Here is a 20,731-nt window from a genome sequence, read left to right on the forward strand (position 1 = left end):
AACAGTCAACGCGAAACTTCTTTTAAGAGGTGAGATGAGCTTAATTTATCTATAAATAGGTCTGACCTGACGGTAAAGACTTAGTAGCTTTAGAAACTTGTTCCCATCAAAATTAATGGGGTCAACTTTTTTACTCGAACGGTCTACTAGTTTGTGAGTAGTGATGCGATCTTCTGGAACTTGACTTTGAGCAATTAACCAAGCAAGAGAATGATATTGAGCTTCTGTGTAGCCACTATGGGTTTGTGCGCTACCGCTGTCATAACTATCTGGTGGTGTTTCTAAAGAAACGTGATAAGCAAAATTATTCACAGACGGAGGCAAATTTGGATTAGTTTGCACAGTTTCCACACCCTCCGAACCGTCAAATACTGAGTTACCTGCACCAAAAGCTCGTTTGTCTGGGGGTACTAAATAAACCACCGTCCCGTCTAACTTGATTAAAGCGTGGTAGCTTGCTTGTACATTTTCATCAGTATGAGCGACTTGAAAAAAATTAATCGCGCTGGAAGCAGAATAACCAGTTTCATGGAGGACGATAATTGGTTGGTTGTTGAGAGGTTTACCATTAACGTCTGTGGTGTAACGTTCGCCGTAGTTACTTGGGTCAACTGAGACAATTTGATAATTAGGCCTGTACTGTGCAAAAGCTTGAGTGGTTATGTACCTTGCTAGAGGTTGATTTGTCTTGACTGGGGATTTGATAACAGCCTGAGATTTCTGTTTTGGTTCTTTGGCTGATTGGAATTGCGCCTGCGGATATTGACTCCAAGCTGTAACCTCTGGTTTTGATGTATTAGATGTAATTGTATTATTTTCTACTTGCACCCCTCGTCCAATCAGCAGCACTATAATTAGAGCGGCGAACATCAGCGAGATGAACATTACTCTAGTCGCCCAGTCTGTAAACCTCATTTTTCTTATACTCGTACAACGATAGATATTACTGATAGCTAAACTGAATTTTTCACGAAATTTGAAACACTTCTCTGGAAACCTTTCCACCACAAGAGCTATCTAGTAGTTTCTTTGCGAACAATCTGGAAATTCCTATGAGGTGCATGAAAGTTAGACAGCCAAATTGGCTTGCTTTTGTAAGCTAGTATAGCCAGCCGTACTACCCCACCGTCTATGGTATCCAAAGCAGAATTGCTATGTACCTTGATTTTAGTGAAAAATACGTTACTAGTATATGTTGCAATTCTAAGTAATTGTTGTACAAACTTCTTATGCGTATAGAAATATTTAATACACTCAAAATCATGGTGCTGTTATTTTCGCTATTTTTCTGGGAATCCTGTAGTTGTATGCTCACTGCATTTGTTTGTTACTCCATCACTTTAGGTAAGCATTATCTATGCAACTCATCACCTCCTTAGATATTAGAAATTCAGAATATTTATCAAAAAATCGGCTTATTAGTTACCACCATCAGTTGCGCTTAATTTTTTCCCTGGGTAATCAGGTAAAAAATGTTTTGGAAATTGGGATTTTTAACTCGCTATTAACAGACCTCTTAAAAAACAATGGATACAACGTTAGCACTGCTGATGTTGACCCCAATCTTAAGCCAGACATGATTTTGGATCTGACAATGGATTTTTCTTTGCCAAAAGATAAATTTGATGCGATCGTCTTATTTCAAGTGCTGGAACATTTCCCCTACGAACAGTCAGAACAAGCCTTAAAAAAACTTGCACAAGCAACAAACAAATTTTTGGTGATTTCAATTCCTTATTGCACTCAATATTTGTCATTGCAAATCAAAACTTCCTTCTCAGGTAGACCAAGGCATTTATTACTGAATGTGCCAAAATTCTGGAGTACAACGCCAGTGTGTGACGAGCATTACTGGGAAATGGGTCTGAAAGGATATCCCAAGAAGCGGATTTTAGACTCCGTTACGAAAGCTGGGTTAACTGTCAAACAAGAATATATCGATCCTACCTATCCATACCATTATTTTTTGGTATTAGAGAAAAATTCTCACAGTATTTAAGGGGGGAGTAGGGAAATCCGAATCATTAAATGGGGGCAAACAACGCTCAAGCAAGCAGCGATCGCTTAAGTTATGCTTTTAAAATCCTAATTGGTATCATGCTCTCATGTATTCTCCGGGTTTATCCCTGAAAGCAGAGGGCGATATCATCATTTCAGAATACTAACATCAAAGATTACTAATTATGTTAGAACAAGGCACTATCAGTATTCATACTGAGAATATTTTCCCGATCATTAAGAAGTCCCTCTACTCAGATCACCAAATCTTCTTGCGGGAACTGGTATCTAACGCTGTAGACGCCATTCAAAAGCTGAAAATGGTATCCCGCGCCGGAGATTACACGGGAGACATAGGCGAACCAGAAATCGTAATTTCCATTGACAAAAATAACAAAACCCTCTCGATCTCCGATAACGGTATCGGCATGACTGCCGATGAAGTTAAGAAATATATCAATCAAGTCGCCTTTTCTAGCGCCGAAGAATTTATTCATAAGTATCAAGGCAAATCCGACCAACCGATCATCGGTCATTTCGGTCTTGGCTTCTACTCCTCGTTCATGGTAGCGCAAAAGGTAGAAATTGATACTCTTTCCTACCAAGAAGGAGCGCAGGCAGTTCACTGGAGTTGTGATGGTTCTCCAGCATTCACTCTAGAAGATTCATCCCGGACAACTCGCGGCACCACTATTACTCTGAGTTTGCAAGGAGAAGAGGAAGAGTTTCTCGAATCAGCACGGATTCAAAATCTTGTCAAGACTTACTGCGACTTCATGCCAGTACCAATTAAGCTGGATGGAGAAGTATTAAATAGGCAAAAAGCACCTTGGCGAGAGTCTCCAAGTAACCTAACTAAGGAAGATTATTTAGAGTTTTACCGCTATCTGTATCCTTTCCAAGAAGAACCACTGTTGTGGGTACATCTCAATACTGACTATCCGTTTATCATCAACGGGATTTTATATTTCCCCAAAATGCGACCGGATGTAGATGTCACAAAAGGACAGATCAAGCTATTTTGCAACCAAGTTTTTGTTAGCGATAACTGCGAAGAAATTATCCCGCAATTTTTGATGCCGATGCGGGGTGTGATTGATAGCACCGATATTCCGTTGAACGTATCCCGCAGTGCATTGCAAGGCGATCGCACTGTGAAGCGAATTGGGGATTACATTGCCAAAAAAGTTGGCGATCGCCTCAAAGAACTTTTCCGCGACAACCGCGAACAATACGCTAGCGTCTGGAAAGACCTCGGCACGTTTGTGAAATTCGGCGCCCTCAACGACGAGAAATTCAAAAAACAAATCGAAGACATCATCATCTTTCGCACCACTGCCAAGCTGGCAGAACAACCTGCTGCCCAAACTCCAGCAGTTGAAGTACAATCTGCCGAAGGCGATGCTTGGCAAGATGTGACTCCTGCTTCAGAAAACTCAGCATCCACCACTCCTTACACCACGCTGAAAGAATACTTAGAACGCAACAAAGAACGCCACGAAAATCGGGTTTTCTACAGCACCGATGAAGCAAGCCAAGCTACATACATAGAATTACACAAAAATCAAGGCTTGGAAGTCCTGTTTATGGACTCTTTCATCGATACCCACTTCATTAATTTCCTAGAGCGGGAATACAATGATGTGAAGTTTACGCGGGTAGACTCGGACTTAGATAATACTCTGCTAGAACAAGACAAAGCACAGGAAATTGTCGATCCCAAAACCAACAAAACCCGCAGCGAAACCATCAAAGAGTTATTCGAGAAATCTCTCAATAAACCCAAAGTCAACATCCGCACCGAAGCCTTAAAATCAGACGATCCCCAAGGAACACCACCGGCGATGGTACTTTTACCAGAAATTCTCCGCCGCTTGCGGGAAATGAACGCTATGATGGCGCAGCAGACAGTAGATTTTCCTGAAGATCACATTTTGCTGGTGAATACTGCTCATCCGCTGATTCAAAATCTGGCGCATCTGAGCCAAGGTAATATCATTCAAGGTGATGGTCAATCGCCTACAGACCAGTTAGTAAAAATGATTTGCCAACACGTCTACGATTTAGCGCTGATGTCGCAAAAAGGCTTCGACGCTGACGGAATGAAATCTTTTGTTGAGCGATCGAATGAAGTACTTACTAAGCTGACGGAACAAGCTAGTAAATAATGGGGCAAGCAGGAAGTGTGGGAGGTGTGGGAGGTGTGGGAGGTGTGGGAGGATAAGGAAGAAATCTTTCCCCCCACACTCCCCACACTTCCCCATCTCCCCATCTCCCCATCTCCCCATCTCCCCATTCCCCTCTCCACTTCTGTTGTCTAAGTCCTAAAATGGAAAGGCTGTATTAAAATAACAATCTGGAGATAGTTGCTATGTCTCGTCGCTGTGAATTAACTGGTAAGAAGGCAAATAACGCTTATTCTGTTTCCCACTCCCACCGCCGTAATAAACGCCTTCAGCACGCTAATCTACAAGTAAAGCGTGTTTGGTGGCCAAGCGGAAATCGCTGGGTGAAATTAAAGCTTTCTACTAAAGCAATCAAATCCCTAGAAACTAAAGGGATAGAAGCAATGGCAAAAGAAGCTGGTATTAACTTGAATCATTACTAATTTATACCTGAGACTTTTGTAGAAGAAAATACAGGTGATTTGTAGGGTAGCACAGCAGTTGCTACCCTATTTTTTCTATTAGACAGTGGTTGATTCAGAGTATTCCAACTATGCTCTTGCAGAGTGCGGTAGTTAGCCTTAAAATAAAACTACGGTAAATCGATAGGATTATAGTAGTTTGTTCTACCGAAGGAGACGATCGCAAAACTCTCTCAAAACTGACTCTCTTTGCTGAAAGACTTTAGAAAACTTTACATTTAATAAATGAAACAAGTTTTCAATAAGTCTGGTAATATATCCGTGGGCTTATTGATATAGATATTCATTAAGCTTGTTATATATTTCAGCTAATTGCAAACTTTATCAGGAGATAAGATCGTGAAAAGCGTGACTGCTCAAAGATCAAAGTCGATTGCTTGGTGGGTAACCCTCAGGAAGACTTTGGGGCACTGATGTTGTTCATGCTGGGTTCATTGTCTTCTAGGTAAGGAGCAATGATAATGACTTTCTTCCGATCGCCAAATACGACTTTGCACAACCGATGTACAAGCAGGGATGCCTGATTTGGCAACCTTGGGATTTGGTGTTGGCGACGTTTGGATTCGAGATTTAAAATTGAGAATTTTTCTCTTAAATATTTCGATAAATCTAGCTGTCGCGATCGGGCTTCAAATTGGAATTAGCGATCGTTGCGGAAATTATTGCGATCGCAAAACTTTATATCAGGTGTAAACATGTCGAAAAAAATAGGTCTGTTCTACGGTACTCAAACCGGTAACACTGAATCTGCTGCCGAACAAATTCGAGATGAGTTTGGTGGTGATGTTGTAACACTACATGCGATATACGAGGCGGATGCTTCTACTTTTGATGAGTACGAATTGCTGATTATTGGTTCTCCTACTTGGGATATTGGTCAACTTCAAAGCGATTGGGAAAGCTTTTTCCCCGAACTCGATGAAATCGATTTTAATGGTAAGTTGGTCGCCTATTTTGGTGATGGAGACCAATTTGGTTATGCAGATAATTTTCAGGATGCAATTGGAATTCTGGAAGAAAAAATTTCCCAAAAAGGTGGTAAAACTGTTGGTTATTGGCCAACAGATGGATATGATTTTAATGAATCTAGAGCTTTGAGAAATGGCAAGTTTGTTGGGTTGGCACTTGATAACGGTAGCCAATCTGATTTAACAGAAGAGCGAATTAAAACTTGGGTCGCTCAGTTAAAGACAGAATTTGGTTTGTAGAAATTAAGGGCGTACAACTGTACGCCCAAGTCAGAAGTCAGAAGTCAGAAGTCTTAATACCCAAAATGAACAATTAAAAAAATCAAGAAATGATAGTAAACTTGATTTTCCAATTATTCTGAATACTAAATTCTGACTCCTGAATTCTTTTTGAGAAATTGATAATTGAGAACTTATAGGTATTTATGTCTGATTCATTTGATGTTTTGTGGTTAAGTGCTAGCTCTATTTTGCAGCGTTTCGATCGCCCATTAGTTCAATATTTATCCAGGCATATGAGAATTGCCCATTGGGAATACCAGCAAAGTCAAGATGAAGGTAGTTCCATAGACCAAGCTGTAGAGTTGTTGTATGAATTTTTAGAATACAGCGATTGCTCTGTGCATTTAGCTGGACACGGGATGGGTGGTGCGGTTGCTTTAAGCTTTGCTCGGCGGTATCCCCAAAAAGTGCGATCGCTAACTCTACTCGCTGTATCATCTCAACCCGCCAACACTTGGCACGCTCACTATTACTTTCAACGACAACTTTTTAGCATCAGCCGCGAACAAATTTTGGCAAGCAGCGCTCGCAGTCTTTTTGGCAATCAACCACCTCACACTGCTAAAAAGTTAGTAGCTGCCTTAGATAAAGATTTAGAACAATCTCCCACGCCACACTCTTTATTTAAGTTAGTTTATTTGCCCAAAGGTGGAGTTTCTATGCCAATGATGATATGTGGCTGCAAGACCGATCCAATTGTTAGCTCGCCTGCCTTGTATGACTGGTTAAATTGGCTCAAGCCAGAAGATAAACTCTGGGAATGCCCACAAGGATATCATTTCTTTCACTACTTTTATCCCCAAGAGGTTGGCGAACAAATGTTGCATTTTTGGGAACGCCACGATTTACATTTAGTGAAGGCATCTGCACTAACTTTTAGTAGTTCTATAAGTCAGTAATGAGAGTACGATCGCATTTATGAAATTGAGGTGTTTGGGGGGGCGTAGCTTGCCGCCGTAGGCATCGCTAATTAAATCTTTTTTACTGTCACACGCTACGACTTAACTTATAGTTAGGAATAGGCTGATTACTAATGATTGCATAGAGAACATCCGGATCGAGGTCGGCTCCCGATCGCCATTGGATTATTCCTAATTCGTGATTTAATTCAACCTGAGCAAAGTATTTTTTGTCTTGCAAAGGTGCAAAAACACCTGTAAATTTAATTAGCTTACTTATATCAACTATTCCTTCTACGTTGTCTTCAAAACGGATATATAGTTGATAGTTTTCTCTTGGTTCTACTGCAATAATATCTTTTAACATATTTTACTACTCCAATGGTAAGACGCTATTGAGGGTTTGATTGTCTCTCGCTAGTTCCCAGTTTTCCATTAATTCGCTTTGATGTAAAGTTGCCCATTCTGATATCAGTTTAAAAGCTCTAGAGCTAAGTTTCCCTTCTAAAATTTCTAAGGATTCAATGCTGATAATGGCTTTTTGCTGGTTGTATCTTACGTGAAAATGTGCGGGCGGATGGTCATTGTAATACATAGTGATAATCATCCCAAAAAAAGGACTAATTTCTGGCATACTTTATTCTCCCTTCGGGATCTCTTTTAAGATTAAGAATCAGTTAGCCTAAGTAGAAGGACTAAATTAAACCTAACTTGAGGTTGCCGGGTTTCGACTTCGCTCAACCCTCATTTTCTCAAGGTTGGAGCATTGAGCGCAGTCGAAATGCGTCTTCTAAATAATTATGTCCACTTACTTATAAGGTGATGAAAGTTCGATAATAAAAAAGATTGACACAGCCATTTTTGACTTTTCAATCTCATAACTTTACTCGCACTCTACAACAATTATGCAAAATCTTACTAGAATTACTCGCAATCCTGAAGTGATGGGCGGCAAACCCTGTATTCGGGGAATGCGTGTTACTGTTGGTACTATTGTCGGCTTAATGGCGTCTGGACATAGTAATAGTGAGATTCTCAAAGCATATCCTTATCTTGAAGAAGCCGACATCTATGAAGCACTTGCGTATGCTGCGTGGCGGGCTGAAGAGATTGAAGTTCCTCTCACAAGTGCATGAAAATTTTGATTGATATGAACTGTCGATCGAACCCAATCCAGAGTTCGTATTTTACCAATTAGACGCGGATAGTTTTAGGTAAATATCGCCAACTCAGTTTCAGGGTCAAAAAAGTGGATTTTCTCTGGATTTAAGGATAACCAAAGTTGTTCGCCAACTTGCACAAATCGCTCTGGTGGTATTCGCACTTGAAGATAGTTGTTTGTAGGACTAGGTTGAGAACCAGGTTCAGCAATCCTCACACACAGAAAGGAATCGTTACCTAAATTTTCTACTAAATCCACTTGCACTGGTAAATTTTTTGTAGCAGGTAAACTCAAATTTAAGTGTTCTGGACGAATACCTAAAATTAAAGTTTTCCCATCATATTTTTGTAAGGCTTTTGCCCAAATTTCTGGAAGCGTTAAACGAAATTGGGAATGAGTAATTAATAGCGGGGCATGAAATTTTACAGGAATAAAATTCATCGGTGGCGAACCAATGAACTCTGCAACAAAAAGGTTTGCAGGATGATTGTAAATTTCCAATGGAGAATCGACTTGCTGAATTTTACCCTCAGACATAATCGCAATGCGATCGCCCATTGTCATCGCTTCGGTTTGGTCGTGGGTCACGTAAATCGTGGTTGTCCCCAGTTGACGCTGCAATTTCACAATTTGGGCGCGGGTTTCTGCCCGCAATTTGGCGTCTAAGTTAGAAAGCGGTTCATCCATTAAGAATACTTGGGGATTTCGCGCGATCGCCCTTCCCAACGCAACCCGTTGCCTTTGCCCCCCTGATAGCTGCTTGGGCAACCGTTTCAGCAATGTTTCAATTTGTAAAAGTTGGGCAACACTACGCACCTGCTCGTCTACAGCCCGTTCTTTGTCAGAAATATAACGCAGTCCTTTAGGTAACTTTCTTGTCGCCCCGACGAGAAGATTTTCAGCCCACGTCCGAAAATAGGGAGTATTTTCTCCTCTGCTCCCTCCGAAGTTCCGATCGGAGGAAGCCTCCGCTCGGACTTCTCTCTGCTCCCCTGCTCCCTTGCTTCCCCTGCGCCGTAATCCAAAAGCAATGTTGTCATACACCGTCATGTGGGGATAAAGGGCGTAATTTTGGAATACCATCGCGATGTCGCGTTCTTTAGGTGGTAAATCATTAATCAAGCGATCGCCTACCCAAATATTACCTCCAGTCATCACCTCCAAACCAGCGATTAACCGCAGCAAGGTGCTTTTGCCACAACCAGAAGGCCCTACCAGCACCATAAATTCCCCATCTGGGATGGTCAAGTTAATCCGCCGTAAAACATTGATGCTTTCTGCACGTTCTCGGCTTGCATCAGTTTTTTCCCCTCCTTTGAGTGGGGATTGAGTTTTTGGGGTCGCACTTTCCCCTTGACGCGGGGAAAAACTTTTATAAACGTTTTCTAAAATAACTTCTGCCACAACTAATTATTTGATTAAGAATTGGGAATTGGGCATGGGGCATTGGACTAATGACCAATGACCAATGACTAATTATGTGAATACGAAAAGTTAAAAAAATAGCTTACACCATAAAAAGCAAACTACCCTGAATTTTAGGGCTGTCAGGAGGTGTTGTGATGACTACCCATATACCTGCTAATTCTTCTCAAGATCCAAACGTTAACTCTGCTCATGACATTGTAGACGTACAAACCACAGATTGTTGCATTGTCGGTGGAGGGCCAGCCGGGGCTGTATTAGCCTTGTTGTTGGCGCGTCAAGGGATTTCTGTGATGCTATTGGAAGCACACAAAGACTTCGATCGCGATTTTCGTGGCGATACAATTCATCCTTCGGTGATGGAAATTATGGAAGAATTGGGATTAAGTAGAGCTTTGCTACAAATTCCCCATACCAAAATCCGCCGCCTGAGTATTCAAACTCCTAAAGATGCTGTGACATTAGCTGATTTTAGTCATCTAAAAACCCACTACCCTTACATTACGATGCTTCCTCAGGTGAAATTTCTGGAGTTCATCACCCAAGAAGCTCAAAAATATCCTAGTTACCATCTAGTAATGGGTGCGAATGTCCAGGAATTAATTACCGAAAATGGCGCGATTCAGGGCGTCCGCTATCGGGGAGGCGGTGGTTGGCATGAAGTCCGGGCAATGCTGACGGTTGGTGCGGACGGCCGTCACTCGCGTTTACGAAACCTGGGTGAATTTGAGTCCGTTGAAACCTCGCCACCAATGGATGTTCTCTGGTTCCGCCTACCCCGTCAGCCACAAGATCCAGAGGGGGGAATGGGGCGCTTTGGCCAAGGACACATAATTGCTATGCTTGACCGTGGCGATGAGTGGCAAGTTGCCTATGTGATTCCTAAAGGCGGCTATCAAAAACTACGGGCTGCGGGTTTGGAGGACTTAAAAAAATCTATTGTTGAAGTGGTGCCGGAATTCCAGCAACGTATCGCAAATTTGCATGATTGGTCGCAAGTAGCCTTTCTCTCAGTCGAATCTAGTCGCGTTAAACGCTGGTATCATCCAGGATTATTACTCATCGGCGATGCCGCACACATCATGTCTCCAGTTGGCGGAGTTGGCATTAACTATGCAATTCAAGATGCTGTAGTGGCGGCGAATGTACTCAGCAAACCACTCAAGAACCGACAAGTACAACTTAGCGACCTCGCAAAAGTACAGCATCAACGGGAGTTGCCCACACGCATCATTCAGGCATTTCAAACTTTTGTCCAAAAGCGGGTATTTGCCCCTGTTCTTAGTTCAAATGAGACGTTTGTACCACCTGGATTTTTGCGCTTGCCCATTTTGCGCGACCTCCCAGCAAGGTTAATTGGCTTGGGTGTTTTTCCCGTTCGCGTCAAAACTTAATTTTTGCTGAGAATTTTTGATATGTTAGGGATGGATGGTACAATCATACTACTCAAATGCAGAATTCAATGCTCATCACAGTCAGGCGGAGGCGGCGAACAGCATACCTAATGCTGTTCAAGGCGATCGCTTGGCTTTTATGCTAAAAATGGAATTCAGAATTCAGAATTCAGGAGTCAGAATTGAATTTGTAGCTCCTGCTAAATGAATCAAAGGTGAAATACTAAACTAATTTTCAATTTTATGGTCTTTTAGGTAGCGAGTCCCAATCATCCATGAAGAGTAATTCTAAATTCTGTATTCTGAGTTCTGAATTCTTGTTCATATTAATTGGCACTATATAGAAAAACCCCTTCTTTTTGAAGAACCACTTTTTGCAATCAGTTATTTATGGGTAAATCCCACACACAACTCAACAAAATGAATCTTCCCGACTTTATACAGATGCGATTAATCGCGTCTCTACGCATTTCCCACTCCCTATTTTTCAGACAGGAGGAATTTTAATGAACAGCTGCGTTTTAATGGCGGAAATTATTAACGAGCCGCAACTGCGCTACACAGCAGATAATAATCTGGGAGTTACGGAAATGTTAGTACAATTTCCTAATTCGCAGAAACCAGAAGATCCGCCAGCTACACTGAAAGTTGTAGGTTGGGGCAATTTAGCAACAGAAATTCAGCAAAACTATCACCAAGGCGATCGCGTTATTCTCGTAGGGCGTTTAACTATGAATACTGTTGAGCGTCAAGAAGGTTTTAAAGAAAAACGCGCTGAATTAACAGTACAACAAATTCAATCTGTTGGAGCTAGTTTTAATACCACATCCTTCTCCTCAAACGCAACTCCATCATTTACCGAAACTCCACCACGACAACCATCACCATCTCGTCCCCCAGAGACAAATTTTTCCACTTACGAGTCACAACGTCCAGCGCCTACCCCAGCACCCGTTGGCGTTACTCCCCCAGCAAATTACGAACCCACACCCCAACCTGCAAATTACGAGCGAACCACTTACCCAGCGGTGAAACAAGAAGAACCAGACCCAGATGATATTCCGTTCTAAAATTCGTAGTTTTGGGTGTATTTAATTTGCTAAACATACGTAGCAGCAAGTATTACGATTAAATAATTTTTACAAATAGCCATCCTTGAGGATGTGCTATTTTTTTATCTGCGTTTGCAAAACTTCACTATAAATCCCTAGTAAGTAGAAGGACTAAATTAAACTTAACTTGAGGTTGCCGGGTTTCGACTTCGCTCAACCCTCATTTTCTCAAGGTTCGAGCATTGAGCGCAGCGATGCCCTGAGCTTGCCGTTGGCGAAGCCTCTCGTAGAGAAAGGTCGAAATGCGTCTTCTAAATAATTGTGTTCACTTACTTAATATCATGTCCGCCTAATCACTTGTGATTAAAATCTCTTTGCGTCCCTGCATTCGGTGTCTTTGCGTCAGTCTAAATAATAAGTCTTTAACCAATTTACGGATTTGCTCTCCTGGCTGTTTTGTTCGTGGTGGCAAGTGATGTAAACACTGAAATGAAAACAGAGGATACCATGAGGCGATCGCAATTTGGGCAAATTCTAAGCAGTTCTACATTGCAAATGCGTGTATATTAGACTTCTTGCAGAAGTCGGGAAAAGGGGAAGGGGAAAGAGGGAAAGGTTGGGATTTTCCCTTTCCCCTTTAACATGAGTCCCTTTTCCCATCTCTTGCAAAAAGCACTTTTGCAAGAGGTATATTGTGGAAAGTATGATGTCAGCAGTGGAAAAACTGACATACTCATCAAAACTACTGCTAAAATCCAAATAATTTTCAGTTAAAATCCCTACCCAACTCCTATGAGAGAAACTGTCCTAGAGGTTCGCAATCTCCAAGTTGAATTTCCCGGTGATGGCAATATCGTCAGAGCTTTGGATGGTATTTCCTTTGAATTGCGTCGAGGTGAGACTCTAGGAATAGTAGGAGAGTCAGGAAGTGGAAAATCAGTCACATCCTTAGCTGTGATGGGTTTGTTGCAGACTCCCGGTAGAGTGGCTGGCGGTGAAATCTGGTTTCGTCCTCAGGAGAACGGCAACCCCATAGATTTAGTAAAATTGTCGCCTGAAGAAATGCAGCTACACCGTGGCGGCGACATTGCCATGATTTTCCAAGAACCGATGAGTTCCCTCAATCCAGTTTATAACATTGGGTTTCAGCTCACAGAGGCGATTATGCGGCATCAAAATGTCTCAGCCGCAGAAGCCAAACAAATTGCGATCGCAGGTCTGCAAGAGGTAAAACTTTTACCTAGCGATGAAGATATCCAACAACAGTATATCGAAACTTGGCATCAAACCAACGCCAATTCATCGAAACCAGATACGCCAAAGTTGGCAAAGTTGGTTAAAGAACACAAAGAAGCCATGCTGGAACGCTACCCGCATCAACTTTCTGGGGGTCAGTTGCAACGGGTGATGATTGCAATGGCAATTTCTTGCAACCCATTAATATTAATCGCCGATGAACCAACCACAGCCTTGGACGTGACAGTGCAAGCCACAATTTTGGAATTGTTGCGAGAATTGCAGCAAAGCCGTGACATGGCGATGATTTTCATCACCCACGACTTGGGGCTAATTTCCGAAATCGCTGACCAAGTAGCCGTAATGTATAAAGGCAAAGTTGTCGAATCTGGTACTTCTGACCAAATTTTTAGCAATCCCCAGCATCCATATACTAAAGGCTTGATAGCCTGTCGTCCCACCCTTGACCGCCGTCCCCAAAAATTACTCACCGTTTCCGACTACATGAGTGTCCAAGAAACACCAACGGGACAACTAGTAATTCAGGCAAAGGAACCCATACAACCTCCACAGGTTACCAGCCAAGAGATTGCTGCAAGATTAGTAAACTTGGAGGACAAGCAACCCCTGTTGGAAATTCGCAACTTAAAAGTTGGTTTTCCAGTACGTGGGATATTTGGTGGTACAAAACGTTACAGTATGGCAGTCAATGGCGTTTCCTTTAATGTCAAACCAGGGGAAACGGTGGGATTAGTGGGAGAATCTGGTTGTGGCAAAACGACCCTTGGTAGAACTTTGCTGCGATTAATCGAACCGATGAGCGGTCAGATTATCTTTGACAAACAAGATATTACCAACCTCAAAGGAGAACGGTTACAAAAGCTGCGGCGGGAAATGCAAATAGTTTTCCAAAATCCTTTTAGTTCCCTCGACCCACGGATGAAAGTTGGCGATGCGGTGATGGAACCGTTATTAATTCACTCCGTTGGTAAGACAAAACAACAACGACGCGAACGAGTAGCCGAACTTTTAGAACGGGTGGGTTTAAGTGCAGATGCAATGAACCGCTATCCCCATCAATTTTCTGGCGGTCAACGCCAGCGAATTTGTATAGCGCGTTCTTTGGCATTAAATCCCAAATTTATTATTTGCGATGAATCAGTTTCAGCGCTGGATGTTTCTGTACAAGCACAAGTATTAAATCTTCTTAAAGAATTGCAGTCAGATTTTCAGCTGACTTATATTTTTATTTCTCACGATTTAAGCGTAGTGAAATTCATGAGCGATCGCATTTTAGTCATGAATCGCGGTCAAATTGTCGAACAAGGCACAGCCGAAAGCATCTACCAAGAACCCAAAGAAGAATACACACAAAAATTAATTGCTGCAATTCCTACTGGAAGTCCCGAACGCGTGCGAAATCGCCAACTAAGGGCGTTATAAGTACGACATAAATAATTGTAGTTGGGCTAAGGCAGGGGGCATACTTCGACTGCGCTCAGTAACCAGGAGGCAGAAGGCAGGGGAGGAAAAAAGCTTAACACCAAGGATATTGCCAGCTACCCTTCTCTTCTCTAGGAAACGCTAAAAGCGAACGGGAACCTCAAGGACGAATCGGCGTACACACTTTGCGGTGAAGCAGCGACGGGTACGTAGGGGGTTGCCGCCATAAGCGACTACCCGAAGGGTTTGCTACAGGCATTAAAGCTTTTCAAGACGCATTGAATTGCTTTCGGTGTATGGCTTGTGGGAATCCATCAGTCACATTCTTTTTTCAAATTTGGATTATGAGCCAATACGGTTGCATTAGAGACAAAAATTTTAACCTAAAATTAACCTAAATTTAAATCTATTACTTTTGATTTCTACCTAAATGTAGATGACAAATTTGCAGAGCTTAGAAAAATAATTAGGAATTTAAATTAGAAAATATTGATTTAGTGATATCACTGAATTTATCCTACATCAGACAGATGATATATCTGTATTTATTCGGTAACTATGAATAATGTTAAAAATTATTTGCTACCGTTTTTTCTCTGGTGTCAAATATTTTTACGTGTAACTAATATAGAACAATCGAAAACTACCAATATCTATCACTGTTTTCGGAGTTTTGTATCCCATATCACAAATTAGTAATTATATCAAGATAAACGGATCGAAGGCGTTGGAGGATGTTATAATTACGAAGTATCTAAAAGATAGGTTTATCTAATTAATCTTTAAGCAGCGAAAAAATGTAATCTATAATTCTGCTAGTAAAGACTATGCGTATGCAGTTAATTAGACAACATAGATAAAGAATTGAAAATATGGATCGCCAAATCCAACATGATGTATTTTTGTGTAACTTGGTATTAAAAATGAATGTATAAAATCGCTATTATGACAGTTATAAAAGTGGTTTAGCTACTTTAATGCCGCACATCCAACAGTTTAAAACTAGCTAAAATAACATCAAAACTCTGTTTTGAGAGTAAACCTACACAACGATCCGAATAACTTCAATATTGTATGAATTCAAATAGTCCGTCTGCCAGTTCTGCCGACACATACTCACACAGGTTGGCAGACATAGTGGGAACCGCGATCGCTCTGTTGACTCTTACCTTACCCGTATTTGTCATCGGGCACTATTCTTCAAATAATGTTCAAAATAACCATCAACCCGCGATCGAAAACCTACAACAAACTAAAGATTAACAAACAAAATGCAGCACTAAACAATGGGCGCTAATGTTTAACACTGTTTGACTCAAGCTCACTTTGTCCTAGTGTTGTATAGCAGGCAATAGGCTTAAAAGTCTGCTTGTCCTGCGATTAGGAGCGGTTTATGCCCTAAATGCTTTAACTCTTACAAAGCGTATATCCATAATACCTCTTGAAAAAAGCGTTGCGAAGTTTATTCGCAACGCTTTTTCCATTCTTTAAGTAAATGAAGGTATGGAGGCAGAGGCTTTTGAGGCAGGGGAAAAGGTTAAAGGGAAAAGGGAAAAGGAATAAATTTAATCTTTCCCCTTTTCCCCGGTTGGTGAGCTTGCCTGTCCTGAGCTTTGTCGTTGGCGAAGCCTCTCGTAGAGAAGGGTCGAACCATACCCCTTTCCCTTTTCCCATACCCAATGCCCAATCTCTTGGGAAGAGATCCATATTGCCCTAAAATTCTACACGGGGAGCGAAGCTGAGTGCCCCCATAATCTACCGTTATCAGAGGAGTTTTTTGTGGACTTATCTCGTATTCCTGCCCAACCAAAACCAGGCCTGATCAACGTTCTGATTGAAATCACAGGCGGCAGTAAAAATAAATACGAATATGACAAGGAACTGGAAGCTTTTGCTTTAGACCGAGTACTTTATTCGTCAGTCAAATATCCCTATGACTACGGCTTTGTACCGAATACCTTGGCTGATGATGGCGATCCCTTAGATGGGATGGTGATCGTTGATGAGCCAACCTTTCCAGGCTGTATTATTGCCGCCCGGCCAATTGGCTTTTTGGAGATGATTGACGGAGGCGATCGCGATGAAAAAATTCTTTGTGTTCCAGACAAAGACCCACGCTACGCTCAAGTCAAATCCCTTAAAGACATAGCACCACACCGTTTGGATGAAATTGCTGAATTTTTCCGTAGTTATAAAAATTTGGAAAAAAAAGTAACTGAAATTCTCGGCTGGCAAGATGTAGATAAGGTTGCAGCTTTAGTCGAAAAATCCGTCAAAGCTTATAAAGCATAATAGAAGAGTTAAGAGTTAAGAGTTAGGAGTTAGGAGTTAGGAGTTAAGAGTTATGAATTTTTATTCCTCACTCCTCACTCATAACTCCTCACTTCTGATTTATAACTCATAACTCCCAACTTCTCACCTTTGATAACTTTCGCTTTTTACAGCTCCTAAAACTGCCACCAACTCCAAATCAAAATGCAGCGCACTCTCCTTTTGGCAAAAATTCATAACTGCACCCTCACTGGGGCGAATATCAACTATGTGGGTAGTATCAGTATCGATCGCATCCTCTTAGAAAAAGCTGGCATCTTACCCTATGAGCAAGTGCAAGTGGTGAATAATGCCAATGGCGAGCGCTTTATTACTTATGCGATCCCGGCTCCAGCGCATTCAGGAGTAATTGAATTAAATGGGGCTGCGGCACGTCTAGGCATTATTGGCGATCGCTTGATTATAATGACTTACGGGCAGTTCACTCCAGAGGAGTTAAAAAGCTACTCACCTACAGTAGTCATTGTGGACGAAAACAACAGACTCTTAGAAGTGCGGCGCTATGATGACCTGCTCAGTAAGGTCTAATTTCAAAAAAAATGTCTAATTTTGAGTTGTCGGGTTCCCAGAGTTACATACCTCAAAAGTCAACTAGCCTGCTCAATAGTCCAGCAGGTCAGTTTCTAGTAAAATTCTGGGGTGTAAGGGGTTTAATTCCCACTCCCAGCGAGAACACCAGTCGTTATGGTGGTAATACCGCTTGTGTAGAAATGCATGTAGCCGGAAAACGCTTGATTTTTGACGGCGGTACTGGCTTACGAATACTTGGTAAAACTTGGCAAGAAGTACAAGAACCACTAGAAGCTTATTTATTTTTCACCAATTCGCAATCAAATCGTATTCAAGGGTTTCCGTTTTTTGCTCCCGCATTTATTCCCGAAAATTGCTTCCATATTTACGGCACAGCTGCATCAAATAGTGCCTCAATTAAACAATGTCTGTGCGACCAGATGCTCCAACCGCACTTTCCATACCCTTTACAGCTAATGCAGTCGGAATTACAGTTTTACAATCTCACTCCAGACAGCGACGTAAAGCTAGATGATGTGATTATTACAACTGCATTAATCAATCAAACTCAGCGGTCAATCGGCTACCGAGTTAGTTGGCAGGAATATAGTGTTGCCTACGTCACAGATTTACACCAAAATGCAGAACAAGCGGAACTAGAGCGGATTTTACAGTTCGTTCAAGGCGTTGACTTGTTGATTGCTAATGCCACCTACACCCCTCCAACATCTCACGACCATGACTCTGCTGATTTACTCTGGCAAGTTGCAGTCAATGTAGCTCTTAATGCTGGGGTTAGACGATTAGCCATTTCTCATCATCACCCAGATGACCATGATGATTTTCTTGACAAAGTTCAAGCTGATGTGAAATCTGCCTTTCCTGAAGCATTACTAGCTCGTGAAGGTCTAGTAGTGGTTGTTCGGCATAGGGCATAGGGCATTGGGCATTGGTTTTGAACTAATGACTACTTAATACATCGGATGATTCCATAAAGTCCACGAGCTTCTACCTGCACGCAGTCTGAATTGAACCCTGCTGTGAGTAAAATATGCCGGAGTTCGTCTACAGAAAAGAAGCGAAAAACAATGCTCGGAAATGGCTTGAGAAAAGTAGTCGCAAACAATTTGCCACCGCTACGCAACACTCGGTAAATGTTGCGAATTCCTTCTTCGGCATTAGGCCAGCAATGCATTGCGGCTCCAGCATAAATCGCATCTATAGAATCTGATGCCAAGGGTAGTGCTTCAACATCGCCACGAATGATTACGATTTCAGACGCTGATATGCCATCTCGTTTCATTTGTTGTTCTAATTGTGACAGCATTTTCTCCGAATAATCTACAGCAAGGATCTGCTTGCACTTGCCCAGCAGTGCTAAACGTCGTGCCATAATGCCTGTGCCACAACTAATATCTGCTACGATTCCAGGGTTTTCACCAAAAAATTCTGTACATTGGGCGAACTCTACATCAATACCGCCAAGGTTACGTAGTCCTGCTGCCCAAATTGGCGGTAGGATGCGTTCATAGAAAAAAGAAATTACGGGATAACGGAATAATTCTGTGCGTAAAGGTTTTGTTTTAATAGCATTGGCTTCTATCTGTTTATATGCCGCCTCAGGAGTTAGATCCATCAACAATGAAGGTGTTTTTTGGAGTTCGTTTTGAAAGTAATTTTGGCACGTATCACACTGCTGTGGAGTTTCAGCTAAAGGTCGATCGCAAAGAGGACAAGCGATCGCCTCTTTTAAAATGAACATAATTTGTTTAACTTAAATTTGATATAACAAACACGTTGTAGGGGCGCAGGGCTGTGCATTGGTGCCAACTTAACGCGAAACCCCAATCAAAACGTGATGAGCGAGTTCTACTCACTTACCATCAAGATCCGCGTTACCCCACCCCGGCTTTGCTGACGCAAAACCTCCCCTCCCCTTGGCAAGGGGAGGGGCTGGGGGTGGGGTAAAACGATTGTCGAGCAACAGTTTGAGCTGAAGTCGACACCAATGACGGCTGTGCGCCCCTACTTTAATTGAAATCGACTATCTTACCCTTCAGAAGCGTTTTGCAATTCACCTGTGCGTACTGAAATTTGCTGTGTCCGATCGCCTCGTTGTACTTTGACTTGTAATACTTGACCGAGGCGACTGTCTTCTACAAGATTTTGCAATTGTTCGGCGCTGGTAATTGGTTTACCATCGACTTGGACAATTATATCCCCGCGTCGGATACCACCAGATGCGGCTGGCGAATTGGGAATAACTTGCATAACAAAAACACCATTAATTTCTGGTATCTGAATAGGAGAATTGGGATCGGTGTTATTTTGCTTGGCAAGTTCTGGTGTCAAGGTCAACATTTGCACGCCTAAATAAGGGTGAGCAACTTTGCCATCTCGTTGCAGCGCAGATGCGATCGCTTTGGCTTTATCGATGGGAATGGCAAACCCAATACCCATTGCGTCAGGGCGAATGGCTGTGTTGATACCAATTACTTCACCTCGTCCATTTAACAGCGGCCCCCCAGAGTTACCGGGGTTAATGGCGGCGTCTGTTTGAATAAAGTCCAAACGTTTGTCGCTAATACCGACTTGGGCGCTGGAACGTTTGAGGGTACTGACAATTCCTAAGGTAACAGTGTTATCAAATCCCAAAGGATTACCAACTGCGATCGCCCAGTCTCCTACCTGTACGCTACTCGAAGAACCCAAGGGCGCCACTGGTAAATCGTTACCAGCGTTAATCTTAACTACTGCCAAATCGGTGACTTCATCAATCCCTTGAACTTTGCCTTCAAAGGTGCGCCCATCTTTGAGCCGGACTGTTACCTTATCAGCTTTATCCACCACGTGAGCATTAGTTAAAACTAACCCGCTCTTGTCAATAATGAAACCGGAACCTAAACCGCGCAACTGCTGTTCAGAAGGTATCTGTTGGGGCAAACCATCGCCAAAAAAGCGACGGAAAAAGGGGTCTTGAAAAAATGGATCGATGCGGCGAGTAATTGTACGCTCAGTGTCAATACGGACGACTGCTGTGCCCACACGATTTACTGCTGCCGTGACAAAGCTACTGCTACCGATGGCGGAAGTCGCTGGTGATTGTCGTTGGGCAATGATTTCTGAACTATCCACAGCAGGCGCAATGGGCGCAGGTTCGGCTTGGGAGGGCAACACCTGTAATGTGCTGATAGTGAGTATAACTCCTAGTGCGATCGCTAATACATGAGTGCCGAACTGACGCATAGACCTGGGTAATTTGGGAAATCGCATAATCACAACCTAAATTTAGAAGCTTAATTGTTACTTAGTCGTGACAAATCTATTTACGATTATTTTTACAAATTTGACTTGGCTTTTGTTTTGCTTGCTTGAGCCGCAATC

Annotated in this window: 22 protein-coding genes; 15 read left to right on the forward strand and 7 right to left on the reverse strand. The window is 42.2% G+C overall.

From position 1 onward, the window contains the following. Window positions 1-45: 45 nt before the first annotated feature. Window positions 46-915: an N-acetylmuramoyl-L-alanine amidase gene (locus tag NSTC745_RS09515; protein ID WP_445636930.1), complete on the reverse strand. Its 870-nt coding sequence runs from the start codon at window positions 913-915 to the stop codon at window positions 46-48. A gap of 442 nt (window positions 916-1,357) precedes the next feature. Between NSTC745_RS09515 and NSTC745_RS09520 the strand changes: the two genes are divergently transcribed. Then, entirely contained in the window at window positions 1,358-1,999 is a 642-nt protein-coding gene (locus NSTC745_RS09520) for a class I SAM-dependent methyltransferase (RefSeq protein ID WP_445636931.1), read from the forward strand. A gap of 184 nt (window positions 2,000-2,183) precedes the next feature. Next, window positions 2,184-4,166, forward strand: coding sequence for a molecular chaperone HtpG (gene htpG / locus NSTC745_RS09525; protein WP_445636932.1), 1,983 nt, complete (start codon window positions 2,184-2,186; stop codon window positions 4,164-4,166). On the opposite strand, the gene NSTC745_RS09530 is transcribed toward htpG, so the two are convergent. Next, entirely contained in the window at window positions 4,156-4,278 is a 123-nt protein-coding gene (locus NSTC745_RS09530; RefSeq protein ID WP_445636933.1) for a hypothetical protein, read from the reverse strand. The genes htpG and NSTC745_RS09530 overlap by 11 nt on opposite strands. Before the next feature lie 91 nt (window positions 4,279-4,369). On the opposite strand from NSTC745_RS09530, the gene rpmB reads away from it, so the two are divergent. The 4 genes from rpmB to NSTC745_RS09550 all read left to right on the forward strand — a co-directional run bounded on the left by rpmB (window position 4,370) and on the right by NSTC745_RS09550 (window position 6,794). Continuing rightward, the gene (rpmB, locus tag NSTC745_RS09535; RefSeq protein WP_099071802.1) at window positions 4,370-4,606 is read left to right on the forward strand and encodes a 50S ribosomal protein L28; all 237 of its coding nucleotides are present in this window, start codon (window positions 4,370-4,372) and stop codon (window positions 4,604-4,606) included. A gap of 555 nt (window positions 4,607-5,161) precedes the next feature. Beyond that, a complete protein-coding gene (locus tag NSTC745_RS09540; protein WP_445636934.1) occupies window positions 5,162-5,338 on the forward strand; it encodes a hypothetical protein in 177 nt (58 codons plus the stop codon). A gap of 2 nt (window positions 5,339-5,340) precedes the next feature. Then, on the forward strand, window positions 5,341-5,853 hold the full coding sequence (gene fldA / locus NSTC745_RS09545; RefSeq protein ID WP_445636935.1) for a flavodoxin FldA: 513 nt from the start codon (window positions 5,341-5,343) through the stop codon (window positions 5,851-5,853). A 185-nt stretch (window positions 5,854-6,038) separates the two neighbouring features. Further along, entirely contained in the window at window positions 6,039-6,794 is a 756-nt protein-coding gene (locus tag NSTC745_RS09550) for an alpha/beta fold hydrolase (RefSeq protein WP_445636936.1), read from the forward strand. Between the two features lie 88 nt (window positions 6,795-6,882). On the opposite strand, the gene NSTC745_RS09555 is transcribed toward NSTC745_RS09550, so the two are convergent. Continuing rightward, entirely contained in the window at window positions 6,883-7,161 is a 279-nt protein-coding gene (locus NSTC745_RS09555) for a DUF2442 domain-containing protein (protein WP_445636937.1), read from the reverse strand. A 6-nt stretch (window positions 7,162-7,167) separates the two neighbouring features. Beyond that, the gene (locus tag NSTC745_RS09560; RefSeq protein WP_445636938.1) at window positions 7,168-7,428 is read right to left on the reverse strand and encodes a DUF4160 domain-containing protein; all 261 of its coding nucleotides are present in this window, start codon (window positions 7,426-7,428) and stop codon (window positions 7,168-7,170) included. A gap of 271 nt (window positions 7,429-7,699) precedes the next feature. Here NSTC745_RS09560 and NSTC745_RS09565 point away from each other — a divergent pair, with 271 nt between their 5' ends. Further along, a complete protein-coding gene (locus tag NSTC745_RS09565; protein WP_096535342.1) occupies window positions 7,700-7,930 on the forward strand; it encodes a DUF433 domain-containing protein in 231 nt (76 codons plus the stop codon). A gap of 74 nt (window positions 7,931-8,004) precedes the next feature. Here NSTC745_RS09565 and NSTC745_RS09570 read toward each other — a convergent pair whose 3' ends face one another. Continuing rightward, a complete protein-coding gene (locus tag NSTC745_RS09570) occupies window positions 8,005-9,360 on the reverse strand; it encodes an ABC transporter ATP-binding protein (RefSeq protein WP_445636939.1) in 1,356 nt (451 codons plus the stop codon). Window positions 9,361-9,518: 158 nt separating this feature from the next. Here NSTC745_RS09570 and NSTC745_RS09575 point away from each other — a divergent pair, with 158 nt between their 5' ends. The 8 genes from NSTC745_RS09575 to NSTC745_RS09610 all read left to right on the forward strand — a co-directional run bounded on the left by NSTC745_RS09575 (window position 9,519) and on the right by NSTC745_RS09610 (window position 18,285). Then, window positions 9,519-10,775 carry an FAD-dependent oxidoreductase gene (locus NSTC745_RS09575; protein WP_445636940.1) on the forward strand — a complete coding sequence of 419 codons (1,257 nt, stop codon included), beginning with the start codon at window positions 9,519-9,521 and terminating at the stop codon, window positions 10,773-10,775. A gap of 34 nt (window positions 10,776-10,809) precedes the next feature. Next, entirely contained in the window at window positions 10,810-10,983 is a 174-nt protein-coding gene (locus NSTC745_RS09580; protein WP_445636941.1) for a hypothetical protein, read from the forward strand. Window positions 10,984-11,281: 298 nt separating this feature from the next. Continuing rightward, window positions 11,282-11,845 carry a single-stranded DNA-binding protein gene (locus NSTC745_RS09585; RefSeq protein WP_445636942.1) on the forward strand — a complete coding sequence of 188 codons (564 nt, stop codon included), beginning with the start codon at window positions 11,282-11,284 and terminating at the stop codon, window positions 11,843-11,845. Window positions 11,846-12,619: 774 nt separating this feature from the next. Continuing rightward, window positions 12,620-14,506 carry an ABC transporter ATP-binding protein gene (locus tag NSTC745_RS09590; RefSeq protein ID WP_445636943.1) on the forward strand — a complete coding sequence of 629 codons (1,887 nt, stop codon included), beginning with the start codon at window positions 12,620-12,622 and terminating at the stop codon, window positions 14,504-14,506. Window positions 14,507-15,580: 1,074 nt separating this feature from the next. Continuing rightward, window positions 15,581-15,769, forward strand: coding sequence for a hypothetical protein (locus NSTC745_RS09595; protein WP_445636944.1), 189 nt, complete (start codon window positions 15,581-15,583; stop codon window positions 15,767-15,769). A gap of 516 nt (window positions 15,770-16,285) precedes the next feature. After that, a complete protein-coding gene (locus NSTC745_RS09600; protein WP_190959630.1) occupies window positions 16,286-16,798 on the forward strand; it encodes an inorganic diphosphatase in 513 nt (170 codons plus the stop codon). A gap of 183 nt (window positions 16,799-16,981) precedes the next feature. Then, complete coding sequence (gene panD / locus NSTC745_RS09605; RefSeq protein ID WP_096535350.1) at window positions 16,982-17,365, forward strand: aspartate 1-decarboxylase; 384 nt, start codon at window positions 16,982-16,984, stop codon at window positions 17,363-17,365. An 11-nt stretch (window positions 17,366-17,376) separates the two neighbouring features. Then, a complete protein-coding gene (locus tag NSTC745_RS09610; RefSeq protein WP_445636945.1) occupies window positions 17,377-18,285 on the forward strand; it encodes an MBL fold metallo-hydrolase in 909 nt (302 codons plus the stop codon). 29 nt (window positions 18,286-18,314) lie between these two features. Here the strand turns inward: NSTC745_RS09610 and NSTC745_RS09615 are convergent, their stop codons facing one another. Continuing rightward, window positions 18,315-19,109 (reverse strand): class I SAM-dependent methyltransferase, encoded by a 795-nt coding sequence (locus NSTC745_RS09615; protein ID WP_445636946.1) that lies wholly within the window; start codon window positions 19,107-19,109, stop codon window positions 18,315-18,317. Window positions 19,110-19,396: 287 nt separating this feature from the next. Continuing rightward, window positions 19,397-20,620 (reverse strand): HhoA/HhoB/HtrA family serine endopeptidase, encoded by a 1,224-nt coding sequence (locus NSTC745_RS09620; protein ID WP_445636947.1) that lies wholly within the window; start codon window positions 20,618-20,620, stop codon window positions 19,397-19,399. Window positions 20,621-20,731 lie beyond the last annotated feature (111 nt).

The sequence above is a fragment of the Nostoc sp. DSM 114161 genome (genome assembly GCF_052692665.1).